A 26,301-nucleotide genomic window follows, 5' to 3' on the forward strand; every position below is an offset into this window, starting at 1 on the left:
GAGGCCTGTCCGCTCGTAGCCGCGTAGGCACCCTTACGCCTTTTCCTCGTCCCGCGCCGGCTTGCCGGCAAGCACGACGTAGAAGCCCGCGCCGTCGCGTGCCGGCAATGGGTGCAGACGCTCGATCCAGCCTCGCTTCTTGGCGTCGAGAAGCAGGCGCCCGACCGGCTGGAACAGCGTCTCTCCGCTCGTCGGCGTCGCCGGGTCGATGAGCACGGCGACGCTCTTGCGCGCCGCGAAGCGGCTCCGCTGCAGCATGTCGGCGATGGAAGCCTCCGCCTTTTCCCGCGAGACGGCGCGCAGATCGAGGATCGCCTCCGCATCCGCCCGGCCGAGGGAGCCCCGCAGCTTCGCTGCATAGTAATCGTCGAAATAAGGCATCAGGGTCGTTCGTCCGGCAGGCGCTCCCGCACCAGCCGGATCCAGACGGCCGGCACGTCGGCGAAGGGTTCCTCCCATCCGTCGACGATGCGGAAGCTACGTCGCAGATACCACAAAAGCGCCGAGTCGTTGACTGCCAGCACATGCACGCCGACGCGACCGCCGACCGCATTCTGCACCGCATCGACCAGTGCGGCGCCGACCCCGCGCGCCTGCGCGCGCGGGTGGACGAAGAGATACTTGATATGCCCATCCCACGGCCGGTAGTCGGCGAAGCCGACGACCTTTCCCGCCACCTCCCCGACCATTCTCGACCGCCCCGCGAGGCAGAGCGGCGAATCATCGGCAAGCAGCAGGGCGGCGTGCGGCAACCGCCGCGCATAGGAGCTCGCCAGCGCGGAGGTCGCCATGATCCGCCCACAGGCGGCATCGTCGGCGCCGTCCCCAGTGCGCACCACAAAGGGTGCCTCCGCCCCCGGGGGCGATGGGGGCAGCGCGAGGGGAATCGGTTCATCGGGTGGGGCCATGTTTACCATGATACCCCGCACCCCTTCGCGGGTGGAGGGGGCTTGCCCGCAACAAAAGGCGGACACGCCCCCGATTTGTCCACCCGAGGGGGCGACGCAGCGAGTGCGGCACACGAGCCGTAGCGCAGGGCGCTGGACGGCTTTCGGGCCGCCACGCGCCGAGCAACCAGCCTCGGCGCATCGCCCTTCGCCTGCCGGCACCCCTCAGCCGGCGGGCGCTTCGTCAGCCGACGTCAGCGCACGATGACGTTCCTGAACTGCCAAGGATCGTCGTGATCGACGTCCTCCGGGAAGAGGGTGCCGCGATCGACGAGGGGCGTCCAATCGGTATAGGCACCGACCACCGGTCCGAGATACGGCAGCTGAATCTGCAGGCAGCGCTTGTAATCGAGCTCGTCGGCCTCGACGATGCCGCGGTTCGGGTTCTCGAGCATCCAGATCGTGCCGGCGAGAACAGCCGACGACACCTGCAGGCCGGTGGCGTTCTGATAGGGCGCGATGCGGCGCGTCTCCTCGATGGAGAGCTGCGAACCGAACCAATAGGCATTGCGCTTGTGGCCGTAGAGCAGCACGCCGAGCTCATCGATGCCATCGACGATCTCGTTCTCATCCAGGATGTGCCACTCGTCCTGGATCTTCCACTGACCGCCGGCCATCTCGTGCAGGGACAGCACGGCGTCGTCGCAGGGATGGTAGGCGTAGTGGCAGGTCGGCCGGTAGATGACCTTCCCGCCGTCGCGCAACGTCAGGTAGTCGGCGATCGAGATCGATTCGTTGTGGGTGATGAGCCAGCCGTGCTGGGCGGTCGCCGTCGGCGTCCAGGAACGAACGCGCGTGCCCGCGCCCGGCCGCATCAGATAGATGCCGGCCCCGCAGCCGAAGTCGTGCGTACGCCCTTCTGGCGGCAGCGTGCGCTCGTGCGTGCCCCAGCCGAGCTCCGCCGGCTGCAGCCCCTCCGAAATGAAGCCGTCGACCGACCAGGTGTTGACGAAGGTGCCGCGCGGCTTGGGCGTCCTGGCGCGCTGCGTGTCGCGCTCGGCGATATGGATGCCCTTGACGCCGAGACGCATGGCGAGCCGCGCCCAGTCGTCGCGGCTCTGCGGCTCGCCCGCCTGATGGCCGAGATCGGCGGCGAGGTTCATCAGCGCCTGCTTGACGAACCAGGACACCATGCCGGGGTTGGCGCCGCAACAGCTCACTGCAGTCGGCCCGCCGGGGGAGGCGCGGCGCAGATCAAGCACCTGCTCACGCAGGGCGTAGTTGGAGCGTTGCGAGGCCGTTAGGCGGCTATCGGTGTAGAAGCCTGCCCAAGGCTCGGCCACCGTGTCGATGTAGAGGGCGCCGAGTTCCTTGGCGAGCCGCATGATGGCGACCGATGACACCTCGACCGAGAGGTTGACGATCAGACCCGGCCCGGGCCCCACGGTGAGCAGCGGCTTCAGGACCTCGTCGAAGTTCTCGCGCATGATCGCTGTCTTGATGAAGCGGATGCCGCGCTCGTCGAGAAGGTGGCGATCCTTGTCCTCGGGATCGATCACCACGAACTTCGCCTTGTCGTGCGCGATGTGCCGCTCGATGAGCGGCAGCGTGCCCTTCCCGATCGAGCCGAAGCCGATCATCACGATCGGGCCGTCGAAACGGGCGTGGACGGGCCAGTTGGTCATTCTTCAGAACTCCTGGGTTGGGCTGTGCATGTCCCTCCTTCGGGACGGCCGGACCGGCAAGACGCGGGCGCCGCACGATTCCGGCTCGTGCGGCGCTCGTCAACGGCAAAAGCCACGTGAATCAGGCCGCTCGGGGCAGCGTGCGCAGCTTCGACGTGCCGCCGGCTGCAAGCAAGGCGGCGAAGTCGGGCAGCGGTGCGCGCGCGCCCGTGGGGCTGACCAGCACGCGCGCGCCATCGAGCGCGCCGGGCTTGATCTCAAGGGCAAGGAAGCGATCGCGCGCATAGGGACCCGGCAGCCACAAGGCCCCGTCCTTTCCGCCGAGAAGCCGAAGCGCGCGTAATAGGGCGCGTCGCCGACCAGGATCACCGCCTGGTGTCCGGCCGCCGCCGCCCGCCCGAGCGCCTCGCGCACGAGCCGGGCACCGAGCCCGAGCGAGCGCGCCTCGGGCGCGACGGCCAGCGGCCCGAGCATGAGCGCGGGCCGCCCGGGTCCGGCCGTGACATGCCAGAGGCGCACCGTGCCGACGAACGCATCGCCAACGGCGGCGGTGAGCGCCAGTCCGTCAGCCGGCAAACGGCCCTCGCGCAGCCGCTCGCAGGTCTTCTGGAAGCGCGCCGGGCCGAAGGCGAGCTCGAGCAACGCCTCGCGGGCGGTGACGTCGGCCGCCGTCTCTTCGCGAATGACGATCATGGTTGCATCCTTCCCCGCCCCGGCCATGCGGCGGGGCGTTCGCGAAACCGGACAGGATCCGTGAGGAAGGGGAGCCGGGCGGGCCGGCTCCCGTGGCGGTGCCGCGCGGCGTCGCCGCCGCGGCCGTCAGATGTGGTAGGCCTTCAGGGGCGGGAAGCCGTTGAAGGCGACGGCCGAATAGGTCGTCGTGTAGGCGCCCGTGCCCTCGATCAGCACCTTGTCGCCGATCTCCAGGCTGACGGGAAGGAGATAGGGCTCCTTCTCGTACATGACGTCGGCGGAGTCGCAGGTCGGCCCGGCGAGCACGCTCGGCACGAGGATGTCGCCGTCGCGCGGCGTGCGGATCGGATAGCGGATCGCCTCGTCCATCGTCTCGGCGAGCCCGCCGAACTTGCCGATGTCGAGATAGACCCAGCGCACCTCGTCCGGGGCATCGCTCTTCCTGGACACGAGCACGACCTCGGCCTCGATGATGCCGGCATTGCCGACCATGCCGCGGCCGGGCTCGATGATCGTCTCCGGAAGGGCATTGCCGAAGTGCCGGCGCAGCGCCTGGAAGATCGAGGCGCCATATGCCTCGACCGCCGGCACGTCCCTCAGGTACTTCGTCGGGAAGCCACCGCCGAGATTGACCATCGACAGCGTGATGCCGCGCTCGGCGCATTCGCGGAAGATCGCCGCCGCCGAGGCGAGGGCCTGGTCCCAGGCGCCGGTGTTGCGCTGCTGCGAGCCGACGTGGAAGGACACGCCATAGGCCTCGAGCCCGAGGCGATGAGCGTGCTCGAGCACATCCGCCGCCATCTCCGGCGCGCAGCCGAACTTGCGCGACAGGGGCCACTCCGCGCCCACGCCGTCACACAGGATGCGGCAGAACACCTTGGTGCCCGGCGCGGCGCGGGCGACCTTCTCCACCTCGGCGAGGCAGTCCACCGCATAGAGGCGCACGCCCATCCCGTAGGCGCGCGCGATATCGCGCTCCTTCTTGATGGTGTTGCCGAAGGAGATGCGGTCCGGCGTGGCGCCGGCGGCGAGCCCCATCTCGATCTCGGCGACCGAGGCGGTGTCGAAGCACGAGCCGAGCCCGGCGAGCAGCGACAGCACCTCCGGCGAGGGATTCGCCTTCACGGCATAGAACACGCGCGTGTCGGGCAGCGACTTCGTGAACGCCAGATAGTTGTCACGCACGACGTCGAGGTCCACGACGAGGCAGGGACCGTCCTCGCGTCGGTTGCGCAGAAACTCGCGGATGCGCTCGGTCATTGGCGCTCTCCCCCAACAAGCTCGAGGGGCGGCGAACCGCCCGGCATGATGCGGGTGAATGAGCTCACGCCGTCGCGCTGTGGAGACGCGACGAACGACGAGCACTCACGAACCCGACCGTGCTGCCTTGGATTGGAAAGGGGGAGCCCCGATCCGCACGCCCGGCAATGATGGACAAGCCTCTTCGGTAACCCGCGCCGACCCTTGGACAAGCCGGCAGAGACCAAAAAAGCCCGCTCCGTCGTTGCTTTAAGCCGCGTCCCCCGCGGAGAACGGGGTGCGCCGGTTTCGCCTCCGGCTGCCGGTCAAGTGTTCGGAGCTTCAGCGACCTCTTGCGGGTCTTGCTCCGGGCGGCTGTCCGGCCTCTTGTCCGGATGCCCACCGACCAGCACGCGACCACAGGCACGTGCGAAATTGGGCAGGGGTTTAATAGTATCGACGCACCCGGGTCTCAAGACCTTTTTCATGCCTTCCGCCACAAAAATTCGCGTGCCCCGCGCGAGGCGGCCTTGATCCTGCCGCATAGCCTCTGTGACACGACTATTCGACCCAGTGGACCGTGCCCGCGCGATCCCGTAACTGTGCCGACACATCAGCCGCCCCGTCGTCCAACGCCTTGCTTGCAATGCCCTCTTTCACACGCCGAAGCTTCATCGAGACCCTGACGAGCCTCGCTGCGCTCGGACCCGCCCTCTCCACGGCAGCCTTCGCGCAGGCGGGCGGGCAGCCGGCGGCTCAACCCGCCCCAGCGCCGGCGCGCTTCACCTACGATGACGCGGTGCGCAAGGCCCGCGAACTCGCGGCCGTTGCCTTCGAGAGCGCCCCCCCGACCCTGCCGGAACCGCTGGCGAAGCTCGATTTCGACGCCTATCGCGACATCCGCTTCCGCCCGGACAAGGCGCTGCTCGCCACCGGTGGCGGGCCGTTCCGCATGCACATGTTCCATCTCGGGTTCCTGTTCAAACGGCCCGTGACGGTGAACGTGATTCGCGACGGCGTTCCGACGCCGGTGCCCTATTCCGGCCAGCTCTTCGACTACGGCAAGAACAGGTTCGACAAGCCCCTGCCGGTCAATCTCGGCTTCGCCGGCTTCCGCCTGCAGTACCCGCTGAACGACCCCAAGATCCACGACGAACTCATCGCCTTCCTCGGCGCGAGCTACTTCCGCTTCCTCGGGCGCAGCCAGCGCTACGGCCTGTCGGCGCGGGGTGTCGCCGTCAATGCCGGCGGCGAGGAGGACTTCCCCTTCTTCCGCGAATTCTGGATCGAAGCACCCGCCCCCGGCGCCGAACGCGTCGTCATCTACGCGACGCTCGACAGCGCCTCGCTCACCGGCGCCTACCAGTTCCTCGTCTATCCGGCCAAGGAGAGCGTCGTCGACATCACGGCCACGCTCTTTCCGCGCAAGCCGCTGCCCAAGCTCGGCATCGCGCCGCTCACCTCGATGTTCTTCGTCGGCGAGAACGACCGCCGCTTCCTCGACGAATACCGGCCCGAGCTGCACGACTCCGACGGCCTGCTCATCCACTCCGACACCGGCGAGTGGATCTGGCGTCCGCTGCGCAATCCGCGCGAGCCGTCGATCTCGTCCTTCATCGACCGCAACGTGCGCGGTTTTGGACTCCTGCAGCGCGACCGCACCTTCGAGCACTACCAGGATATCGACATCAACTACGAGCTGCGCCCGGGCTACTGGGTCGAGCCGCGCGGCGACTGGGGCGAGGGGCACGTCGAGCTCCTCGAACTGCCGACGTCGGACGAGACGAACGACAATATCGTGGCGAGCTGGGTGCCGAGGCAGATGCCCGAGCCCGGTCAGACGCTGGTCTTCCGGTACCGCATCACCGCCGTGACGGACGCCGCCGCGCTGCATCCCGGCGGGCGCGCCGTCAATACCTACCAGACGATCGCCAAGGCGGCCGGCTCCCCGGAGACGGTGAAGCCCGGCACGCGCCGCTTCCTTGTCGACTTCGCCGGCGATGACCTCGCCTATTACATGAGCGACCCGGAGCGCGTGCAGCTCGACATCTCCACCTCGGCCGGTCGTATCCTGCGCACGTTCCTTGCGCCCAACTCGAAGATCCAGGGCTTCAGGGCCGGCCTCGACGTGCAGCTCGAGCCCGGCCAGTCGACCGACCTGCGCGCCTTCCTGCGTGTCGGCAACCGGGCCCTGACGGAAACCTGGATCTACCCCTGGAAGGCCGAATGAGCACAGGAGTGCGCACGGTGCCGTGACGACGAAGCTGCGCCCCGCACATATCGCCGACCTCGACAGCCTCCTTGCCATCGAGGCGGCCTGTTTCGCCACCGATCGCCTGTCGCGGCGCGCCCTCCGCCACGCGATGGTCAGCGCAGCGGGCGCAGCCCTCGTCGCCGAGCGCAGCGGCACGGTCGTCGCCTATGGGCTCGCGGCCTTCCGCAAGGGATCGAGGCTTGGACGCATCACCTCGCTCGCGGTCCAGCCGCAGGCAGCAGGCAACGGGATCGGGCGCGCCCTGCTCGCGGCGCTCGGCGAGGAGGCCGTGCGTCGTGGCTGCAGCCACCTGCGCCTCGAAGTGCGGCCGGACAATGCCGCCGCGATCCGTCTGTACGAACGTGCCGGTTACCGGCACTTCGGCGAATACCCGGACTTCTACGAGGACGGCTCGCCGGCACTGCGTTACGAGAAGGCCCTGGCCCGCGCCAGCCTCACGCCGTCAACGTGAAATTCTGCACGTCGCGCAGCAAGGCGACGAAGGCGGCGGCACCGTGCGCGGCCGTCGCCTCGCCCTTCTCGGCCGTCGCGGCCGTCGCGTTGCCCATGGCGCCCGAGGGGTGGAGGTCGTGGCTCATCCAACCGAAGCCAGCCGGCTGGCCGGCGCGCAGATAGGCCAGATCCCGCTCCATGGCCACCGTGCGCGGCACGAAGTCCCGGGCCTCGTCCATGTGGACGGTGTCGGGACGGAATGCGAGCATGAGGGAGGTCTCCACGTCCCCGGCGTGGATGCCGTGCTTCAATTCCTCGGCGGGATAGAGGTCCGGATAGCCCAGGCGATGCCAGGAGGCGGTGACCGTCAGCATGTCGAGGCGCACGCGCAGGTCGCGCGCCACGATATCGATGATCGAGACGTTGCCGCCGTGCGAATTGACGAAGACGAGCTTGCGGCAGCCGGCGCGATGCACGCTCTCGCCGATCTCGGTCCAGGCACGGATCGCCGTCTCGGCGGAGAGCGTCAGCGTGCCGGGGAAGGCGAGGTGCTCGTTCGACTTGCCGACGGCCTGGATGGGGAGGAAGAGCGCCGGCAGGTCCGCCGGCAGCAGGGCGATGGTGCGCTTCAGATAACCTTCCATGATGAGCGTATCGACGCCCACCGGCAGATGCGGCCCGTGCTGCTCGACGGCCGCCACCGGCAGGACGGCGATGACTTCCCGCATCGGCAGGCGGCGGAAGTCCTCTGTCGTGAGGTCGATCCAGTGGCGCGACGGCAGCATGGGCACTTCTTTCCTTGTCGTTGGCGCCGCCGGGTGGGCGGCGAATGTGCGTAGATCTCCGGCAGCGCCCGGCAGAGCGGCCGGCGCGTCAGTCCTTGCGCGCGGCGGTGACCTCGACCTCGACCTTGAACTCGGGACGCGTGAAGCCCGAGACGATGACGAGCGTCGAAGCGGGCGGCGGCGCGCCGACGAAGCGGTCGCGCACCTCCATGTAGGGCTTCATGTGGGCGCGGTCCGTGACATAGGCGTTGATGCGGATGATGTCGCCATAGTCCATGCCCGCCTCGGCGAGTATGGCGCCAAGGGCACGGAAGCAGAGCTCGGCCTGCTCGCCGGCGTCCTCCGGGATCCGATCGTCGGCCGCGATGCCGAGCTGGCCGGAGGTGACCACGATGCGGCTGCCCCCTGGCGCTTCCATACCATGGCTGTAGCGGGCAAAGGGCGGCGGGGCGGCGGCGGGCATCAGCGCTCGGTTCATGCGATCTCGTCCATAACGATGGCGGCGACTCGCGCCGCAGCGACGGTATCCGGCCGGCGGGCGGGCACAAGCCCGCTCCCGCATCGCAGGCGGCACGCGTCTTGCCACGTCCCGTGCGGGGCTGCACAAATTCGCTCGTGCGCGCGAGCTTTGCGCGAAGGGGAGGCATATCGATGGTCAAAACCACGGCAAGGACGGCGCTCGCACTGGCGCTCGCGCTCGCACTCACGGCGGCGGCGTCGGCCCAGGACAAGGTTCGCTTCGGCACCAACTGGGTCGCCCAAGCCGAGCACGGTGGCTACTATCAGGCGCTGGTCGACGGCACCTACGCCAAATACGGCCTCGACGTGACCATCGTGCCCGGCGGCCCGCAGTCCAACAACCGCATGCTGCTACCGGTCGGGAAGCTCGACTTCTACATGGGCGGCAACATGATCCAGGCCTTCTCGGCCGTAGAGGAGAAGATCCCGACGCTTGTCGTCGCCGCGACCTTCCAGAAGGACCCGCAGGTCATCATCGCCCATCCGGGCATGGACAAGTGGGAGGACCTGAAGAAGGCCACCATGCTCATCTCGAAGGAGGGCCTTGCCTCCTACTACCAGTGGATGAAGTCGGAGTACGGCTTCAAGGAGGAGCAGGTCCGCCCCTACAACTTCAATCCTGCCCCCTTCCTCGCCGACAGGAAGGCGGCGCAGCAGGGCTATCTCACCTCCGAGCCGCTGCAGATCGAGAAGCAGGGCGGCTTCAAGCCCAATGTCTTCCTCCTCGCCGACCAGGGCTTCAACACCTACGCCACCACGATCGAGACACGCCTCGACCTCGTCGAGAAGAGGCCCGATCTCGTGCAGCGCTTCGTCGATGCCTCGGCTATCGGCTGGTACAACTACCTCTACGGCGACAACCGCAAGGCCAACGAGGCCATCAAGAAGGACAATCCCGAGATCACCGACGAGGTGATCGCCTATTCCATCGCCAAGATGAAGGAATACGGCATCGTCGATTCCGGCGACGCGCTGAAGAGCGGCATCGGCGCCATGACCGAGGAGCGCATGAAGAGCTTCTTCGACAAGATGGTGAAGGCCGGCGTCGTCAAGGCCGGCCTCGACTACAAGAAGAGCTACACGCTGCAATTCGTGAACAAGGGCGTCGGCCTCGACCTCAGGCCGAAGAACTAGCCCATGGTCGGCGACAACCGCCGCCCCGGCGGAACGGTTGTGCCGGGAGGACAAGACGAGGACGCGGCCGCCCTCCCCATCGGGGGAACGGTCGCGCCTCCGAAGGTGGCCTCGTGCGCCGCCCGTCCAGGGGCTGCGGGCGAGGCCCGCAGCGTCGAATCGGTTTAGCCTCGCCTGTCCCCCCATCCGCCGCGCCGCGGCGGACCTGCGAAGCGCGATGACACCCGCACCGACCCGCTTCCCCCTCCTCTCCGCCCCGCTCGTGTCGCTGCGCGGCGTAGGCAAGACCTTCTCCAACGGCACCGTGGCGCTTGCCCGTCTCGACCTCGACGTCAGGCCGGGCGAATTGCTGTCCCTGCTCGGCCCCTCCGGCTGCGGCAAATCGACGGCCCTGCGCATCCTCGCCGGCCTCGGCGAGGCGACGAGCGGGGCGGTGGACTGGCCGGGAGCGGCGGCCGGTGCCGACCATCGCGGCGAGATCGGCTTCGTCTTCCAGGAGCCGACGCTGATGCCCTGGGCGACGGTGGCGGACAACGTGTGGCTGCCGCTGCGTCTCAAGGGGGTCCCACGCCGCGCGGCCATGCCGCGTATCGAGGAAGCGCTGGCGCGCGTCGGGCTCGCCTCCTTCGCGGCCTCCTACCCGCGCGAATTGTCGGGCGGCATGAAGATGCGCGTTTCCATTGCGCGCGCCCTCGTCACGCGGCCGGCGCTGCTGCTCATGGACGAGCCCTTCGCCGCGCTCGACGAGATCACCCGCTTCAACCTCAACGACGATCTCGTGCGGCTGAAGAACGAGCTCGGCTGCACCGTCGTCTTCGTCACCCACTCGGTCTACGAGAGCGTCTACCTGTCGACGCGCATCGTCGTCATGGCGGCGCGCCCGGGGCGGGTCGTCGCCGAGATCGCCGTGGACGAGCCCCCCGCGCGGGACGCGAGCTTCCGCCGCACGGCGCATTACGCCGATCTCTGCCGTCGCGCCTCTGAGGAACTGCACGGCGCAATGGCACCCGACGCGCATCTGTGAGGCCGGCATGACCATGTCCCCTTCCGAGGCTGCGAACCCGACGGCCGCTCCTACGCCCTCGCGGGTGATACGCCTCGACCGCGAGCGCCTGCTCGGCATCCTCCTGCCGGTCGCCGTCTTCCTCGCCGCGATTGCCGCCTGGGAGGCGCTCGTGCGCCTCAACGACATCCCGCCCTACGTGCTGCCGAGCCCCTCGCGCATCGGCGAGGCGCTCGTCCGCGACTGGGGCGTCCTCTCCGGCTCACTCCTCGTCACCCTGAAGATCACCGTCTCGGCGCTTCTCGCCGCCATCATCGGCGGGGTGGCGCTCGCCATCCTCTTCGCCCAATCGCGCTGGATCGAGCTCTCCTTCTTCCCCTTCGCCGTAATCCTGCAGGTGACGCCGATCGTCGCCATCGCGCCGCTCCTCCTCATCTATCTCGAGCCGAACACGGCGGTGCTGGTCTGCGCCTTCCTCGTCGCCTTCTTCCCCATCCTGTCGAACACGGCGCTCGGGCTCGCCTCGGCCGACCACAACCTGCGCAACCTCTTCGACCTCTACGGCGCCTCGCGCCTCAAGCAGCTCCTCTATCTGCGCCTGCCGGCCGCCCTGCCCTTCTTCCTGGGCGGCCTGCGCATCGGCGGCGGGCTCGCGCTCATCGGCGCGATCGTCGCCGAGATCGCGGCGGGCACGGCCGGACAAGGCTCGGGGCTCGCCTTCCGCATCGTCGAATCCGGCTATCGCCTCAACATTCCGCGCATGTTCGCCGCGCTGGTGCTCATCTCGGTCGCCGGTATCCTGATCTTCCTGATCTTCACTCTCCTGTCGCATCTTCTGCTGCGCCGCTGGCACGAGAGCGCCGCGGCCCGCGAGAACTGAGGAGCCCACCTTGCCCACGGGCTTTGCCGCCATTCCCGCCGCGGTCGCCTACCGCCTGCACAATGTCGCGCTGCCGCTGTGCCTCGCCGCGACCGGCGGCCTTGCCGGCGACGCCCACGGGCTCACGCGCGCCGACATCACCGTGGCGGAGGGGCGCATCGCCTCCGTCCTCCCCGCCGGCACCGCCACGCCCGACGACGACCTGCCGGCGGTCGACTGCGATGGCGGCATCGCCCTGCCGCGCTTCGTCGACATCCACACCCATCTCGACAAGGGCCATATCTGGCCGCGCCGGCCCAATCCGGACGGCACCTTCATGGGCGCCCTCGACAGCGTCGCTCTCGATCGCGAGGCGCACTGGACGGCGGAGGACGTCTTCGCCCGCATGGACTTCGGCCTGCGCGCGGCCTTCGCTCACGGCACGGGCGCGCTGCGCACGCATCTCGATTCCGTCGGCAAGCAGACAGCGATCTCCTGGCCCGTCTTCACCGCCCTGCGCGAGGCCTGGGCCGGGCGCATCACCCTGCAGGCGACGGCGCTCTTTCCCGTCGACCTCGCCGTGGACGACGAGCCGCAGTTCCGATCCATCGTCGCCACGGTCGCGCGACACGGCGGGGTGCTGGGCGGCGTCACCTTCCTCGGCGCCACCCCCGACGACAGGCTGCGCCTTGCGCTCGAGCGCATCGTCGACGCGGCCGCGGCGCGCGGCCTCGATCTCGACCTCCACGTCGACGAGAGCGACGCGCCGGAAGCCCGCTCGCTCGAAGTGATCGCCGACACGGTGCTGCGCCTCGGCTTTGCCGGCAAGGTGCTCGTCGGCCACTGCTGCTCGCTGGCGCTGCAGGCCGAGGAGGAGGCGCGGCGCGTGAGCGACAAGCTCGCCGCCGCCGGCATCGCCGTCGTCAGCCTGCCCATGTGCAACATGTATCTCCAGGACCGCCGCGTTGGCGCCGACGGGCTGACGCGGGCGACGCCGCGCTGGCGGGGCGTGGCGCCGCTGCACGAGCTGAAGGCGGCGGGCGTGCCGGTGATGGTGGCGAGCGACAATACGCGCGACCCCTTCTACGCCTACGGCGACCTCGACATGATCGAGGTGCTGCGGGAGGCGACGCGCATCCTGCATCTCGACCACGCCGGCGACGGCTGGGTGCGCACCGTCACGGCGACGCCCGCGGAAATGATGCGCCTCGACGGGACGGGCCGCATCGTCGCCGGCGGCGCGGCCGATCTCGTGCTTACCCGCGCCCGCTCCTGGACCGAGCTCTTCGCCCGACCGCAGGGCGACCGCACGGTGCTCGTGGCAGGCCGGCCCGTCGATACGACGCCGCCGGACTACCGCGAGCTCGACGGGCTCATGCACGCCACGCCGAGGACCTGACGACGGGAGGGAACCGATGACCGCGCGCTACGACATCGACGGCCTCAAGGCGAGGCTGCCCGGCGTCAGGATCGAGGACAACCCGGCGCTCGTGCGCCAGAAGAGCCGCGACTTCTTCTGGTACTCGCCGCGATTGAAGCGCGAACTCGACGGCGTGACGGGTGATGTGGTCGCCGTGCCGGCGAGCGAGGCGGAGGTGATCGAAATCCTCAAGGCGGCCTATGCACTCGGCATCCCCGTCACGCCGCGCGGCACCGGCACGGGCAATTACGGGCAGGCCATGCCCCTTTCGGGCGGCATCGTGCTCGACCTGTCGCGCATGAACGCGGTGAAGGAGATCACCCCGGGCAAGGTGGTGGCCGAGCCCGGCGCCATCCTCGCCAAGATCGACCGCCAGACGCGGCCGCATTCGGGGCAGGAAATCCGCATGCATCCCTCGACCTACGCCACGGCCTCGATCGGGGGCTTCGTCGCCGGCGGCTCGGGCGGGGTCGGCTCCATCCGCTGGGGCGGGCTGCGCGACGCGGGCAATGTCATCTCGCTCAAGGTCGTGACGATGGAGGAGAGCCCGCGCGTGCTCACGCTCGCGGGCGACGACATCCACAAGGTGAGCCACGCTTACGGCACCAACGGCATCATCACCGAAGTCGCCATGGCGCTCGGCCCGGCCTACGACTGGATCGACCTCCTCGTCGGTTTCGCGGACTTCGGAGCCGCCGCCGCCTACGCCAATGCCCTCGGCGAGCAGGACGGCCTCCTCCTCAAGGAGGTGGCGGTCGTCGCCGCGCCGGTGCCGCACGACACGTTCCTGCGCCACCAGCGCTTCCTGCCGCGCGACCGGCACGTCGTCATCGTCATGGTGGCCACGCATGCGCTTGACGCCATGCTCGCCTTCACCGGTCGCTTTCGGGGCGCGGAAATCCCCTTCCGCCAGGACGCGCTTGCGCCGGAAGACCTGCGCGGGCTGCCGCCCGTCTACGAACTCGCCTGGAACCACACGACCCTGAGGGCGCTGCGTGCCGATCCGGCGATCACCTATCTGCAGGTACTCTACCCCTTTCCCGACCAGTTCGCGCTCGTCGAGCGGCTCCACGCCCGCTTCGGAGCGGACGAGGTCAAGGCGCATCTCGAATTCGTGCGCTTCGACGGCAAGATCACCTGTTTCGGTCTGCCGCTTGTGCGCTTCACCACGGAGGACAGGCTCGAGGAGATCATGCGCATCCACGAGGACATGGGCGCGCCGATCTTCAACCCCCACCGCTACACGCTCGAGGAAGGCGGCATGAAGCAGACCGACGCGGTGCAGCTCGCCTTCAAGCGCGAGGCCGACCCCAGGGGCCTGCTCAACCCCGGCAAGATGATCGCCTGGGACGATCCCGACTACGACTATGCCTCGGGCAAGACCTATCTCTTCCCGGGCCTCGCCGCACGCGACGCGGCGGCCTGACAGGCAGGGGGCGGAGAGGACGGCCATGCGCTTTCTCGTCCTGCACGCCCACCCCGATCCGGACAGCTACAGCGCGGCGCTGCACGCCGCCGTGGTCGGGGCACTCGCCGCTGCCGGCCACGCAGTGGACGACTGCGACCTCCATGCCGAGCACTTCGACCCCGTGCTCAGCCGCGACGAGCGGCGCGCCTACCACGATCTCGCGCAGAACCGCCTGCCGGTCGCCGATTACGTGCGCCGGCTCGAGGCGGCGGAAGGGCTCGTGCTCGTCTACCCCGTCTGGAACTTCGGCTTCCCGGCAATCCTCAAGGGCTTTCTCGACCGCGTCTTCCTGCCGGGCGTCAGCTTCCGCATCGAAAACGGGCTCGTGCGCCCCAACCTGCGGCGCATCACGCGCCTCGCGGCAGTGACGACCTACGGCGCGCCGCGCTGGCGCGCCTGCCTCATGGGCGATCCGCCGCGCAAGTGCATCACGCGCGTCTTGCGCGCCCTAGCCGCGTCGCAGGCCCGCACCCGTTATCTCGCCCATTACGACATGAACCGCTCGACACCCGCGACGCGCGAGGCTTTCCTGCGCGACGTCCGGCATTGCATGGAACATTTCTGATAGAGCCTTTCGCGATGCGCGTCCTTCTCGTCTATTGCCATCCCTGCCCGGAGAGCTTCATCGCCGCGGTGCGCGACCGGGCGATCGCCGCCCTCAAGCGCGGCGGCCACGACGTGCGCCTCCTCGACCTCTATGCCGAAGGCTTCGACCCGGTGATGTCGGCGGAGGAGCGGCGCCACTACCACACGCCCGGCCGCAACGAGGCGCCGGTCGCCGCACATCTCGCGCATCTGCGCTGGGCGGAGGCGCTCGTCTTCATCTACCCGACCTGGTGGTACGGACTGCCCGCCATGCTCAAGGGCTGGCTCGACCGCGTCTGGGTGCCGCACGCGACCTTCGAGATGCCGAAGCCCGGCCGACCGATCGCGCGCCGCATGAAGCACATCCGCGTCGTGGCGGCGATCTCGACACTCGGCAGCCCCCGCTGGTGGTGGTGGCTCATCGGCATGCCGGGACGGCGCACGCTGCTCACCGGCATCAGCGTCTTGTGCCATTGGCGCTGCCGCCGCCTGTGGATGGCCTTGCATCGCATGGACTCGACGACCGACGTCGAGCGCAACCGCTTCCTCGCCGCGGTGGAGCGCCGCCTGTCCCGCATCTGAGGCCGCCGGCTACCGCCGTCATCGAAATGTCATCGCCTGAAGGGCATTGTTTCGACGGCAAGCTATCCTGCCCGAGGGCAACCAGATCAGCGGAGGCCAGCGATGAAGCATCCGGTCGCAAAGAGTGTCGGCTGGGCGCTCGTGCACGCGGCGCGCCTGCATCGCACGCGCATGGGCGAGCGGCTGGCCGCGCTCGGCCTCTTCCCCGGCCAGGAGCAGGTGCTGCAGGCCCTGGCGACAACCGAGACCCTCACCATGGGTGAGCTCGCGGCCCTCCTGCGCGTCAAGCCGCCGACGGCCTCCAAGACCATTGCCCGCCTCGCCCTGCAGGGCCTCGTCGAACGCCGCACCGAGCCGGGCGACGCGCGCGTCGTCGTCGTCACACTGACCGAAGAGGGCGCGCGCCGTGCCGCCTCCATCGAGGGCCTGTGGAGCGAGGTGGAGGACGAGCTCCTGAACGGCCTCGACGGCAAGAACCGCAAGCGCCTGCGCAAGCTCCTGCGCAAGGCGGCCAAGAACCTGGCCGGTGCCGCCGAGGGAGAAGGGCTCGAAGAGCCCGACGACGAGCTCGAGGAGACCGCCGCCTGAGGGCCGGAGCCGGTCCGGCCCATTCAGCCGATGAGGTTGACCAGCATCACTCGCCCCATGCCCGCCGCCGCGAGCAACCCCACCGTCGTGATCACGCCGCGATGCCAGGCGAAGAGCAGCGCGAAGGCGACGAGCGACATGACGAGCGCATCCAGCCGCAGGCTCGCGAGTTCGACGGTAACGACGCGCACCGGGCCAACCCACCACTCGCCGACCACGGCGAAGAGCACGTTGAGCGCGAACCACAGCGCGAGATTGGCGATGACTCCGACGACGGCGGCCGTGATGGCGGCGAGAGCGCCGGCGAGCCGCCGGTCGTGCGTGACATCCTCCATGAACGGTGCGCCGGCGAAGATCCACAGGAAGGAGGGCACGAAGGTCACCCATACGGTCATCGCCGCGCCGAGCGTCCCGGCGACGAGGGGCGTGAACGGCTCGGGAGCCCGGAAGGCGGCGAGGAAGCCGACGAACTGGTTGACGAGGATCGTCGGCCCGGGCGTCGTCTCGGCGAGCCCGAGCCCGTCCACCATCTCGGCCGCGGTCGCCCAGTGCTTGGCGTTGACCGCCGCGTCGGCGAGATAGGCCAGCACGGCATAGGCCCCGCCGAAGGTCACGACCGCGAGCTTGGAGAAGAAGAGCCCGAGATCGACAAGGACGTGCCCCGGCCCAAGCGTTACCGCAGCGAGAAGCACCGGCGCCCACCAGACTGCGAGCCAGGCGGCGCCGCTCCGCACCGCGCCCGCGACGCGCCCCGGCGCCGGCGGCGGACGCGCGCCGTCCCCGTCGCGCACGCCGACGAGGGCGGGATGCCGGCGCGCCGCCAGGAAGCCCATGAATCCCGCCGCCAGCACGACGAGCGGGAAGGGAAGGCGCAGGAAGAAGAGGGCGATGAAGCTCGCGACGGCCAGGCTGACGAGCAGGCGCGTGCGCAGCGCACGCCGGCCGATGCGCAGCACGGCCTCGACCACGATGGCGAGCACGGCCGCCTTGATGCCGAAGAACACGCCGTCGATCAGCGGCACGCCGCTGCCCATGACGTAGAGCAGCGACAGCCCGAGCATGACGAGCGCGCCGGGCAGCACGAAGAGGAGCCCGGCGGCGAGGCCGCCGCGCACGCCGTGCAGGAGCCAGCCGATGTAGGTCGCGAGCTGCTGGGCCTCCGGGCCCGGCAGCAGGGTGCAGTAATTGAGGGCGTTGAGGAAGCGGTGCTCGTCGATCCAGCGCCGCTCCTCGACGACGAAGCGGTGCAGCATGGCGATCTGCCCAGCCGCGCCGCCGAAGGAGAGGAAGCCCACCTTGGCCCACAGGCTCATGGCCTGCGTGAAGGCGACGGGCGCAGGGCGCGCCTCGTCGCCCCGCCCGGTCATCATGGACAGTTCGCTCATGCCGCCGTCTCCCGCGCAGGCCGCACCCACAGGTGCCGTTCGCCGCGCGCATGGCGCAGCCAAGCGAGGAGCCCGTCATAGACGATGAAGCCGTCCCGCAACACCGCCGCGTCGTCGTCGCCGTGCCGGGCCGACAGGCCGAGCGCGACGGCGAGCAGCCCGGCGCATTGCGGCACGAGGTCGAGCCGGTCGGTATCGGCACCGCGCACGATCAGCGCGAGATCGCGCAGCTCCGGCAACGCGTCGAGGCCGAAGGCGCGGACGAGCGCGTCGAAGCTGCAGAGTTCCCCATCGTGCTCGAAGGGGGCGCCCGGCAGGTCGTAGGCGATGCCGCCGAGATCGTCCGCGACGGCGAGCACCTGGTCCGGCTCGACGAAAAGGAACCGCGCCCGCGCGTCCAGGAAACGCGCGATGAGCCATGGGCAGGCGACCCGATCGATCTTGGGCCGGCGGCGCGTGACCCATGACGTCGGCGCCTCGCCGAGCACCACAGGCCCTGCCCTGCGCCGCACGACCGGCAGGCCGGCCGCCAGCCAGCTGTCGAAACCGTCGCGCAGCACCTGCGCGGCAATGCCGCGCGCCCTGAGCGCCGCGGCAACGCCCTGGCTGCGGTTGTGCCCGTGCGCGCAGGCGACGACGACCCGTCGACCGGCCGCCTCCGAGGCCAGAATATCGGCAGCATCGGCGGCATCGAGGAGCCACGCGGCGGGCAGGATCGTTCCTCGCTCGTCCACGAGCTCGCGCCGGCCCACGTCGACAAGCAGCGGCGGCACCGTGCCGAGAAGGGCCTCGAACAGGTCCGGAGGGTCGATGAGGAAAGAAGAAGGAACAGCGGGCGTGCCCATCGGAGACCTCCATGGGGGAAGTCACGAGCGACGCTTGGGCACAGCCTGACGGGGCGTTCGCTCTCGGCCCCGTGTCGACAGCTTGCGCCAGAACCGCGTCATATGCAACGGAGACCTGCGATGCGGCGCGTCGCCAAGCGGGACGATGCGCAGTAGGCTTTCCGGCGATGATGCGCACGCACTGGCTAAATCGTTTCAACTCATGCTGATGCAGAACCCGCGGACGGGCGAGGCGGCCTCGGCGACAGATAGTCGTGACCGGCTCGCGGGCATTGCGCTCATGTGCGCGGCGCTGATGTGCTTCGCCTGCCTCGACGCCAGCGCCAAGTGGCTCAATCGCCACATGGACCCGATGCAGACGGTGTGGGTGCGCTATGTGGCGAGCATCGTGCTGGTGGGTGCCGCCATCAATCCGGTGACGCGGCCGGGAGTGATGCGCAGCGCGCGACCGTGGCTGCAGACGGGGCGCTCGCTCCTGCTCTTCCTCTCGACGGCGCTCAACTTCTTCGCGCTGCTCTACCTTCAGCTTGCCGAGACGATGTCGATCATCTTCTCGACGCCGCTTCTCGTCGCCCTCATCGCCGGGCCGCTCCTCGGGGAATGGGTCGGGCCACGCCGCCTCGCGGCGATCGCCGTCGGCTTCCTCGGCGTCCTCGTCGTGGCGCGGCCGGGCCTCGGGGGGCTGCATCCGGCTGCTCTCCTGTCGATGGCGGGCGCCGTCTGCTATGCCCTCTACAATATCTCGACGCGCGTGCTCGCCGCGCACGACTCGTCCGAAACGACGATGGTCTATTCCGGGCTCGCCGGCGTCGCCCTGACGACCCCCCTCATCCCCTTCATCTGGACGACGCCGGCCTCGCCCGTCGCCTGGCTGATCATGGGAGGGCTCGGCGCCTTCGGCGCGCTCGGCCACTGGCTGCTCATCCAGGCGCACCGGCGCGCCCCCGCCGCGGTGCTCGCGCCTTTCATCTACACGCAGATCGTGTGGATGATCGGCCTCGGCTTCGTGATCTTCGGCGACGTGCCGGACGTCTACACACTGGCGGGCGGGGGCATCGTCATCGCCTCGGGCCTCTATCTGCTCTATCGCGAGCGTGTCGTAGCGAAACCGACCAGGGAAGCTTGAGCGTGACCGCAGTCTCGAGCCTGCCCAATCTCGGCCAGCGACCGAGGCCCTGCTCGCCGAGGTCAGAATCACCAGCGCCGAGGAGCTGCGCGGCACAGGCGCTGTCGAGGCTTGGCGGCGCCTGAAGTTCATCGCGCCGAACCGCGTCAGCCTGGTCGGCCTCCACGCCATGGAGGCCGCGCTGCGAGGCTGCCATTGGCTGCACCTGCCTGCCGAGATGAAGGACTGGCTGAGGCGCGAAGCGGCGGTTGTGACCGCAGCGCTCGCGCCGCAGCGGCGGGGTGCCGGCCTCAAGATGCAACGGAGGCGGGGGCGATGCCGTTGAGATCGGCCACGATGTCGGCGAGCATCGGCACATAGTCGTCGCCGCGCCCCGCGGCGACGGCGAGGGCGAAGCTGTTCTTCACCGCATTGCCCAGAGGATTGGCGAGGCCGGCCGCATCGGCCATGGCGGCGACGTAGCGCGTATCCTTGTGCGCATTCCTCAGCGTGAACCTGTGGGCCTCGCGATCACCCTCAAGCGCGTAACGCATGAAGGTCTGATAGAAGCCGCAGTCCATGCGGCTGCCGCGCAGCACGCTGTCGAACTGCTGCGGCGTGATGCCCACCTTGCGCCCGAGCGCCAGTGCCTCGGCATAGAGCGCCGCATAGCCGAGCGAGATGAAGTTGTTGAGGAGCTTCATCTTGTGGCCGTCGCCCGTGCGACCGATGTGGACGACCCGCCCCGCCCAGGTATCGAGCACCGGCTTCAGCCGCGCGAAGGTCACCTCGTCGCAGCCGACCATGGTGTCGAGCGTGCCCTCCCAGGCCTCCTTCGGCGTGCGCGACAGGGGTGCGTCGACGAAGGTGATACCCCGAGGCGCGAGCTCTGCCGCAAGCGCCAGCGTCGAGCCTGGATCGGCCGTCGAGCAGTCGACAATGATCGTGCCGGAGCGGGCGCCGACGGCGAGGCCATCGGGCCCGCGCACCAGCGCCTCGACCTCCTGCGAACTCGTGACGCAGAGGAAGATGATGGTCGACTGTTCGGCGAGTGCCTTTGCGGAAACCGCCTCCCCCGCCCCGCGAGCCGCGAGATCATCCACGGCCGTGCGGCGGCGATGGGCGAGAACCGTCAATGGAAAGCCCTTTTCGACGATGTTCTTCGCCATGCCGTGGCCCATCAGACCGAGGCCGATGAAACCGATGCGCTCGTTTGTCGCTACCATTGCTTCGCTTCCTCTTGACGTGAACGATCGGACAGGGCGTGGATGATGGCCAGCGCGCCGCAAGACGAGTGCGTCGGATGAAGGAGGCTTCGCCCTGATGAGCATGCCCGGGCTTTCGGCCGAGCGACACGACCGTCACCGCGTCACCCTGCAGGTCATCGCCGAGAAACTCTCGCTCTCGACCGCGACGGTGTCCCTGGCGCTGCGCGACAGCGCCGTCGTGGCCGAGGCGACCAAGCGCAAGGTGCAGGAGCTCGCGCGCGAGCTCGGCTACGTCTACAACCGCAGCGCGGCGAGCCTGCGCACCGCGCGCACCAACATGATCGCGGTCGGCTTCCACGACATCACCAATCCCTATTTCGCCGAACTGCTCTCGGCCATCGAGGAGACGGTGAGCGGCAGCGGGCGCACGGTGCTGCTCGGCACCTATGCCGAGAGTCTCGAAAAGCAGGCCCGCGTCCTCTCCACCCTGCGCGAGTATAGGCCGGACGGCATGATCCTGTGCGCGGCCGGCGGCACGACGCCCGAGAGCCTCAACCAGCTCACGGCGGCGGGCATCCCCGTCGTGCAGGTGTCGCGCGAGATCGCAGGCGTCGACCTCGACTTCGTCGGCTCCGACGACGCCCGCGGCACCACGGTCGCCGTCGAGCATCTGATCGGCCTCGGCCATCGGCGCATCGCCATGATCGGCGGCTCGGACCTCATCTCGACAGGGCGGGCGCGCCGCCGCGGCTACAGCGAGACGCTGGCGCGCCACGGCCTTCCCGTCGAGCCGGCCCTGATCGTCGAGGGATACGGCACGCGCGAGACGGGCTTCAGGGGCATCGAGGCGCTCATGCAGCTGCCCGATCCGCCGACGGCGGCGGTGTGCTTCAACGACCTCGCCGCCTTCGGTGCCATGCTCGGCCTGCGGCACGCGGGTCGTGAGGCCGGTCGCGACTTCTCCATCGTCGGCTGTGACGATGTGGCGGAGGCGGCGCAGTGGTTCCCGGCGCTCACCACCCTGCACAACCATCAGGACGAGATGGGCCGCAAGGCTGCCGAGCTGCTGGTGCGCCGCATAGAGAACCCCGGCGCTCCGACGCGGCGCATCATCCTGGAACCGTCGCTCGTCATACGCGGTACCACCGCCCCGCCGCAACGGTGAGGGCTCTCGAGCTCGCGCCGATCTCGGCTCGACACGATCCGGAATCAGCGCGATCGATGGCCGAAGGCCCGAGCAGGATGGGACGGGAGAACCGGTTCCCACTGTGCCTCATCCCGCTCCGGCCAGCTCAGGCATCGCCGCTCTTGTTGAGCACGCGGTAGGCCCGCAGGACCTGGCTGTCGTCGGCCGCCCCGTGGCCGAGGCCCGAGGCGGCGAGGAACATCTGGTGGGCCGCCGCAGCCAGCGGCAGCGCCGCCCGGGCGCTGCGCCCGGCATCGAGCACGATGCCGAGATCCTTGACGAAGATGTCGACGGCACTGGCGACAGGAGGCGCCTCCTCCAGCATGCGCAGGCCGCGGTCCTTCAGCATCCAGCTCGAGGCAGCGGAGCCGGCGAGGATCTCGATAAGGACACGCGCGTCGATCCCCGCCTTGGCCGCGAGCGACAGGGCCTCCGCCGCGGCGGCGATATGCACGCCGCAGAGGAGCTGGTTGACGGTCTTGACCATCGCCCCCTGCCCCGGCCGTTCGCCGACGTGGAAGACCTTGTCGCCGAGGGCGTCGAGCACCGGCCTCGCCGCAGCGAAATCGGCCGGCGCGGCCGCGGCCATGATGGTGAGCGTGCCGGCCCGCGCGCCGCCGACGCCGCCCGACACCGGCGCATCGACGAGACGCCGGCCAGCCCGCGCGATGCGTTCGGCGAGTGTCTCCACGGCCGCCGGTGCACAGGTCGCCATGAGAACGACGATGCCGCCCGGCGCGAGCGCCTCCAGCGCACCCGCGGCGAAGAGCACGCCTTCCGCCTGCGCGGCGTTGACCACCATCAGCACCAGCACGTCGGCTTCGCGCGCCGCCTCCGCCGCCGTGGGGGCGCGCTGCCCGCCGGCCGCCGCCAGTGCATCCGCGGCCTCGCTTCGAACATCGAAACCGCGCACGGCAAAGCCCCGCCGCACGAGGTTCTGCGCCATCGGCAGACCCATGGCGCCGAGCCCGACGAAACCGACCGTCGTCATCACAGCTCCCTTCATTCCTTCACCGCGCCCGTCATCGACGAGACGTAGTGCTCGACGAAGAAGGAATAGAGGATGACGACGGGCAGCGAGCCGATGAGTGCGCCGGCCATCAGCGAGCCCCATTCGTAGACGTCCGAGCGCACGAGCTCGGTCAATACGCCGACCGGCACCGTCTTGTTCTCGGACGAGGCGATGAAGGTGAGCGCGTAGATGAATTCGTTCCACGACAGCGTGAAGGCGAAGATGCCCGCCGAGATGAGCCCCGGCACCGAGAGCGGCAGAAGCACCTTGAGGAGGATCTGCCAACGCGACGCGCCGTCGATGAGTGCGCATTCCTCGAGCTCGAACGGGATCGAACGGAAATAGCCCATGAGCAGCCAGGTGCAGAAGGGCACGAGGAAAGTCGGGTAGGTGAAGATCAGCGCGAGCTTGGTGTCGTAGATGCCGAACTTGAACACCATGAGTGCGAGCGGGATGAACAGGATCGACGGCGGGACGAGATAGGCGAGGAAGATTGCGAGGCCGACGAAACGTGAGCCGGCAAAGCGCAGGCGCTCGATGGCGTAAGCCGCGAAGACCGAGGTGACGAGCGACAGGAAGGTCGAGGCAACCGCCACCACCATCGTGTTGAGGAGCCAGCCGGGATAGGAGGTCTCGAACAGGAGGTAGCGGATGTGGTCGAGCGTCGGATCCACCACCCAGAAGGGGCTGTAATTCGTGTAGTCGGTGAGCTGCGCGTTGGGTTTGACGGCCGTGATCGCCATCCAGTAGAAGGGGAAGAGAAGCACGAAGACGAAGACGGCGAGCGGCAGGTAGACTACCGCGATCCGCCGGGGCAGGCGTTCGAGATAGGCCATGCCGCCTTCGTCGCCGACGACAGGTTCCCGGCCGAGGGGCAGCTGTTCATTGGTTGTGGTCACGTCCCCCTCCCTCAGTCCTGTCCGCCCTGTTGCCAGCGCCGGCGCTGCAGTCCGAAATAGCTGAAGAGGATCGCCGCGAGCAGGAAGGGGATCATGGCGACGGCGATCGCCGCGCCCTCGCCGAGCTGCCCGCCGGGAATGGCGCGCTGGAAACTGAGCGTCGCCATCAGATGGGTGGCGTTGAGCGGCCCGCCGCGCGTCAGCACGTAGATGAGCTGGAAGTCGGTGAAGGTGAACAGCACCGAGAAGGTCATCACCACGGCGATGATGGGCGAGAGCATCGGCAGCGTGATGTGGCGAAAGCGCTGCCACGGGGTGGCGCCGTCCAGCGTCGCCGCCTCGTGCAGCGACGGCGGGATCGTCTGCAGACCGGCGAGCAGCGAGATCGCGACAAAGGGCACGCCGCGCCAGACGTTGGCGGCGATGACGGAAGCCCGCGCGTTGGTGGCGTCGCCGAGGAAATTGATCGGCGCGTCGATGATCCCGAGGCGCATCAGCGCCCAGGAGATGATCGAGAACTGGGCGTCATAGATCCACCAGAAGGCGATGGCCGAGAGCACCGTGGGCACGACCCATGGCAGGAGCACGATGGCGCGGAAGAAGGCCTTGAACGGCAGGCGCCCGTTGAGGAGGAGCGCCAGCCACAGCCCGAGGCCGAACTTCAGGAGCGAGGCGACCGTCGTGTAGAGGATCGTGTTGAAGACCGAGAGCCAGAAGATCGAATCGTCCCACAGGAGCTCGTAGTTCTCCAGGCCCACGTAGACGCCCGCACGGCCGATGCGCGTGTCGGTGAAGCCGAGCCAGACGCCCAGTCCGAGCGGATAGGTGAGGAAGACGAGGAGGAAGGCGGCTGCCGGCAGGAGGAACAACAACCCGACCGCGTTGCGATCGTGCGCCAGCGCAGCGAGGCTCCAGCGCGACGGCGGCCGCATCGCCGCAGGCTCGGCTCGAACGGACATCGATGGCTCTCCGGCGGAGTGGCGGCTGCACCCTCCCGCCCCTCGCCGGGGCGGAAGGGCAGGACCCGTTGGTTCAGCCGCGATAGGCGCGGCTGATGCGTTGTTCGGCGCGTTTGGCTGCCTCTTCCGGCGAACGCTGGCCGGTGGCCGCCTCAGCGAACATGTCGACGAGGACGTAGTCGGCCATCACTGCCGCAGAGGCGGGACCGAGCGGCCCGGCATAGCCGTTCGGCCGCAGGGTTTCCGAGGCCTTGGCATAGGGCGCGTGATTGGGATCGGAGGTCCAGACCGGGTTGCCGGCAAAGGCCTTCAGCGTCTGGCAGCAATAGGCGCTCGCCCCCAGCAGCCAAGCGTCCATCTGCGGCTTCTCGTACATGAACTGCAGATAGGCGAGCGCAGCCTTCGGGTACTTCGTGTACTTGAAGATGGCCGCCGACGTCGTCTGATGCAGTTCGACCGGCTTGCCGACGGGACCGACGGGCAGCTGGGTCGTCCTGATGTCCTTGGCGAGGTCGGCGAGCTTGGGATCGTTCTTCGCCGAATAGTAGAGCGACACGCCATTGGCGGTCAGCGAGATCTCGCCCGCAAGGAAGGCGCGGTTGTTGTTGACATCGAGCCAGCTCTCCGTGCCCGGGATGAAGGTCTGGTAAAGCTCGCGGGCATATTTCAATGCCGCGATCGTCTCGGGGCTGTTGATGGCCACCTTGCCCTTCTCGTCCACGGTCCTGCCACCATGGCTCCACAAGAGCCAGTGGGCATAGTTGTTGCCATCTCCCACCGCCTTGCCGTGGGCGAATCCCGCCGGATGCCCCTTGGCCTTCAGCGCCTTGCAGAGCTCGAGGAACCCCTTCGTGTCCTTGGGGAACTCGCTGAAGCCCGCCTCCTTCACCCAGCTCTCGCGGTAGCACAGGGCGTTGCCGATGGCCGCGAGCGGCAGGGCGATGAACTTGCCATCCTTCCTGGTGTAGCTCTCCGGGCCCGGATACCAGCCGCCGTACTTGCCGCCCAGGTAGTTGGCGAGCTCGCTCACGTCCATGAGCTTGTCGGGGTACTGGAAGGGGTCGTCGAACCAGACCCAGACGATGTCGGGGCCGGAGCCGACATTGGCGGCGACCGCCGCCTTCGGGCGGATGTCCTCCCAGCTCTCCTTGTCAATCCGCACCTCCACACCCGTCGCCTCGGTGAACTTCTTCGTATTGGCGAGCCAGGCGTCCTCCTCGCCCTTGACGAAAGGAGCCCACCGCAGGAGACGCAGCGTCGCTCCCTTCTCGGGCTCGTATTTCGGCGCAGCCTGTGCGAGCGCCGGCGGACCGCCGGCGAAGGGACCGAGGGCGGCGCCGGCGGCAAGACCGGCCGTACTCAAGAGGAGATCTCGTCTCGATAGGGTCATCGCGTTTCCTCCTTGAAGCCGGGATGTGCTCTTGTGCGGCACCGCCGTCCCTTGCGGTTATGTCTGCGCCGCCCGGCCTGCGGGGCGCGCGGGTTCAGAGTCTCTGGCCGGTGTCGGCGTCGAAGAGGTGGACGAGGGCGGGGTCGGGCTTGAGCGGC

The 26,301-nt window shown here is 68.9% G+C and carries 25 protein-coding genes and 2 pseudogenes; 13 read left to right on the top strand and 14 right to left on the bottom strand.

The features are described 5' to 3' along the window. Window positions 1–33 precede the first annotated feature (33 nt). From QNA08_RS08930 to QNA08_RS08950, 5 genes and pseudogenes are all read right to left on the bottom strand, one after another. Window positions 34–381, bottom strand: coding sequence for a hypothetical protein (locus QNA08_RS08930; protein ID WP_283740342.1), 348 nt, complete (start codon window positions 379–381; stop codon window positions 34–36). Then, window positions 381–791 (bottom strand): GNAT family N-acetyltransferase, encoded by a 411-nt coding sequence (locus QNA08_RS08935; RefSeq protein ID WP_283740343.1) that lies wholly within the window; start codon window positions 789–791, stop codon window positions 381–383. The genes QNA08_RS08930 and QNA08_RS08935 overlap by 1 nt, the downstream gene beginning before the upstream one ends. A 350-nt stretch (window positions 792–1,141) precedes the next feature. Beyond that, window positions 1,142–2,572: a homospermidine synthase gene (locus QNA08_RS08940; RefSeq protein ID WP_283740344.1), complete on the bottom strand. Its 1,431-nt coding sequence runs from the start codon at window positions 2,570–2,572 to the stop codon at window positions 1,142–1,144. A gap of 121 nt (window positions 2,573–2,693) precedes the next feature. Further along, a pseudogene (locus QNA08_RS08945) lies at window positions 2,694–3,265 on the bottom strand (GNAT family N-acetyltransferase). A 126-nt stretch (window positions 3,266–3,391) separates the two neighbouring features. After that, window positions 3,392–4,525, bottom strand: a complete 1,134-nt coding sequence (locus QNA08_RS08950) for a type III PLP-dependent enzyme (protein WP_283740345.1) — start codon at window positions 4,523–4,525, stop codon at window positions 3,392–3,394. A gap of 625 nt (window positions 4,526–5,150) precedes the next feature. Here QNA08_RS08950 and QNA08_RS08955 point away from each other — a divergent pair. Both QNA08_RS08955 and QNA08_RS08960 read left to right on the top strand, forming a co-directional pair. Further along, window positions 5,151–6,734, top strand: a complete 1,584-nt coding sequence (locus QNA08_RS08955) for an OpgD/OpgG family glucan biosynthesis protein (RefSeq protein WP_283740346.1) — start codon at window positions 5,151–5,153, stop codon at window positions 6,732–6,734. 22 nt (window positions 6,735–6,756) lie between these two features. Beyond that, window positions 6,757–7,230 (top strand): GNAT family N-acetyltransferase, encoded by a 474-nt coding sequence (locus tag QNA08_RS08960; RefSeq protein ID WP_283740347.1) that lies wholly within the window; start codon window positions 6,757–6,759, stop codon window positions 7,228–7,230. Here the strand turns inward: QNA08_RS08960 and QNA08_RS08965 are convergent. Together QNA08_RS08965 and QNA08_RS08970 are read right to left on the bottom strand one after the other, a co-directional pair. Continuing rightward, a complete protein-coding gene (locus tag QNA08_RS08965; protein WP_283740348.1) occupies window positions 7,214–7,996 on the bottom strand; it encodes a creatininase family protein in 783 nt (260 codons plus the stop codon). The two genes, QNA08_RS08960 and QNA08_RS08965, sit on opposite strands and share 17 nt — an antisense overlap. An 88-nt stretch (window positions 7,997–8,084) precedes the next feature. Further along, window positions 8,085–8,474 (bottom strand): RidA family protein, encoded by a 390-nt coding sequence (locus QNA08_RS08970; RefSeq protein WP_283740349.1) that lies wholly within the window; start codon window positions 8,472–8,474, stop codon window positions 8,085–8,087. A 173-nt stretch (window positions 8,475–8,647) separates the two neighbouring features. On the opposite strand from QNA08_RS08970, the gene QNA08_RS08975 reads away from it, so the two are divergent. From QNA08_RS08975 to QNA08_RS09010, 8 genes are all read left to right on the top strand, one after another. Next, the gene (locus tag QNA08_RS08975) at window positions 8,648–9,649 is read left to right on the top strand and encodes an ABC transporter substrate-binding protein (protein ID WP_283740350.1); all 1,002 of its coding nucleotides are present in this window, start codon (window positions 8,648–8,650) and stop codon (window positions 9,647–9,649) included. 217 nt (window positions 9,650–9,866) lie between these two features. After that, complete coding sequence (locus QNA08_RS08980) at window positions 9,867–10,673, top strand: ABC transporter ATP-binding protein (RefSeq protein ID WP_283740351.1); 807 nt, start codon at window positions 9,867–9,869, stop codon at window positions 10,671–10,673. Window positions 10,674–10,680: 7 nt separating this feature from the next. Next, window positions 10,681–11,532 carry an ABC transporter permease gene (locus QNA08_RS08985; protein WP_422679881.1) on the top strand — a complete coding sequence of 284 codons (852 nt, stop codon included), beginning with the start codon at window positions 10,681–10,683 and terminating at the stop codon, window positions 11,530–11,532. A 10-nt stretch (window positions 11,533–11,542) separates the two neighbouring features. After that, window positions 11,543–12,910: a cytosine deaminase gene (locus QNA08_RS08990; protein ID WP_283740352.1), complete on the top strand. Its 1,368-nt coding sequence runs from the start codon at window positions 11,543–11,545 to the stop codon at window positions 12,908–12,910. A gap of 16 nt (window positions 12,911–12,926) precedes the next feature. Next, the gene (locus QNA08_RS08995) at window positions 12,927–14,357 is read left to right on the top strand and encodes an FAD-binding oxidoreductase (RefSeq protein ID WP_283740353.1); all 1,431 of its coding nucleotides are present in this window, start codon (window positions 12,927–12,929) and stop codon (window positions 14,355–14,357) included. Between the two features lie 25 nt (window positions 14,358–14,382). Then, window positions 14,383–14,964 carry an NAD(P)H-dependent oxidoreductase gene (locus QNA08_RS09000; protein ID WP_283740354.1) on the top strand — a complete coding sequence of 194 codons (582 nt, stop codon included), beginning with the start codon at window positions 14,383–14,385 and terminating at the stop codon, window positions 14,962–14,964. A gap of 14 nt (window positions 14,965–14,978) precedes the next feature. Continuing rightward, entirely contained in the window at window positions 14,979–15,566 is a 588-nt protein-coding gene (locus QNA08_RS09005; RefSeq protein WP_283740355.1) for an NAD(P)H-dependent oxidoreductase, read from the top strand. Between the two features lie 102 nt (window positions 15,567–15,668). Beyond that, window positions 15,669–16,154, top strand: coding sequence for a MarR family winged helix-turn-helix transcriptional regulator (locus QNA08_RS09010; RefSeq protein WP_283740356.1), 486 nt, complete (start codon window positions 15,669–15,671; stop codon window positions 16,152–16,154). A 23-nt stretch (window positions 16,155–16,177) separates the two neighbouring features. Here QNA08_RS09010 and chrA read toward each other — a convergent pair whose 3' ends face one another. After that, window positions 16,178–17,539 (bottom strand): chromate efflux transporter, encoded by a 1,362-nt coding sequence (gene chrA, locus QNA08_RS09015; RefSeq protein ID WP_283740357.1) that lies wholly within the window; start codon window positions 17,537–17,539, stop codon window positions 16,178–16,180. After that, a complete protein-coding gene (locus QNA08_RS09020) occupies window positions 17,536–18,384 on the bottom strand; it encodes a chromate resistance protein ChrB domain-containing protein (RefSeq protein WP_283740358.1) in 849 nt (282 codons plus the stop codon). The genes chrA and QNA08_RS09020 overlap by 4 nt, the downstream gene beginning before the upstream one ends. A gap of 202 nt (window positions 18,385–18,586) precedes the next feature. Here QNA08_RS09020 and QNA08_RS09025 point away from each other — a divergent pair, with 202 nt between their 5' ends. Both QNA08_RS09025 and QNA08_RS19045 read left to right on the top strand, forming a co-directional pair. After that, complete coding sequence (locus QNA08_RS09025; protein ID WP_283740359.1) at window positions 18,587–19,510, top strand: DMT family transporter; 924 nt, start codon at window positions 18,587–18,589, stop codon at window positions 19,508–19,510. Between the two features lie 46 nt (window positions 19,511–19,556). Next, a pseudogene (locus QNA08_RS19045) lies at window positions 19,557–19,835 on the top strand (TfoX/Sxy family DNA transformation protein); the annotation flags it as partial. Here the strand turns inward: QNA08_RS19045 and QNA08_RS09030 are convergent. After that, a complete protein-coding gene (locus QNA08_RS09030) occupies window positions 19,801–20,715 on the bottom strand; it encodes an NAD(P)-dependent oxidoreductase (RefSeq protein ID WP_283740360.1) in 915 nt (304 codons plus the stop codon). The pseudogene QNA08_RS19045 and the gene QNA08_RS09030 overlap by 35 nt on opposite strands. 97 nt (window positions 20,716–20,812) lie before the next feature. Here QNA08_RS09030 and QNA08_RS09035 point away from each other — a divergent pair, with 97 nt between their 5' ends. Next, a complete protein-coding gene (locus QNA08_RS09035; RefSeq protein ID WP_283740361.1) occupies window positions 20,813–21,862 on the top strand; it encodes a LacI family DNA-binding transcriptional regulator in 1,050 nt (349 codons plus the stop codon). Window positions 21,863–21,989: 127 nt separating this feature from the next. Here QNA08_RS09035 and QNA08_RS09040 read toward each other — a convergent pair whose 3' ends face one another. The 4 genes from QNA08_RS09040 to QNA08_RS09055 form a co-directional block, all read right to left on the bottom strand. After that, the gene (locus tag QNA08_RS09040; RefSeq protein ID WP_283740362.1) at window positions 21,990–22,874 is read right to left on the bottom strand and encodes an NAD(P)-dependent oxidoreductase; all 885 of its coding nucleotides are present in this window, start codon (window positions 22,872–22,874) and stop codon (window positions 21,990–21,992) included. A gap of 11 nt (window positions 22,875–22,885) precedes the next feature. Then, a complete protein-coding gene (locus QNA08_RS09045; RefSeq protein ID WP_283740381.1) occupies window positions 22,886–23,731 on the bottom strand; it encodes a carbohydrate ABC transporter permease in 846 nt (281 codons plus the stop codon). A gap of 74 nt (window positions 23,732–23,805) precedes the next feature. Next, the gene (locus QNA08_RS09050) at window positions 23,806–24,726 is read right to left on the bottom strand and encodes a carbohydrate ABC transporter permease (RefSeq protein WP_422679885.1); all 921 of its coding nucleotides are present in this window, start codon (window positions 24,724–24,726) and stop codon (window positions 23,806–23,808) included. 100 nt (window positions 24,727–24,826) lie between these two features. After that, window positions 24,827–26,143, bottom strand: coding sequence for an ABC transporter substrate-binding protein (locus QNA08_RS09055; RefSeq protein WP_283740364.1), 1,317 nt, complete (start codon window positions 26,141–26,143; stop codon window positions 24,827–24,829). Window positions 26,144–26,301 lie beyond the last annotated feature (158 nt).

The organism is Chelatococcus albus, from assembly GCF_030067675.1.
GTDB classification, from domain to species: Bacteria; Pseudomonadota; Alphaproteobacteria; order Rhizobiales; family Beijerinckiaceae; genus Chelatococcus_A; species Chelatococcus_A albus.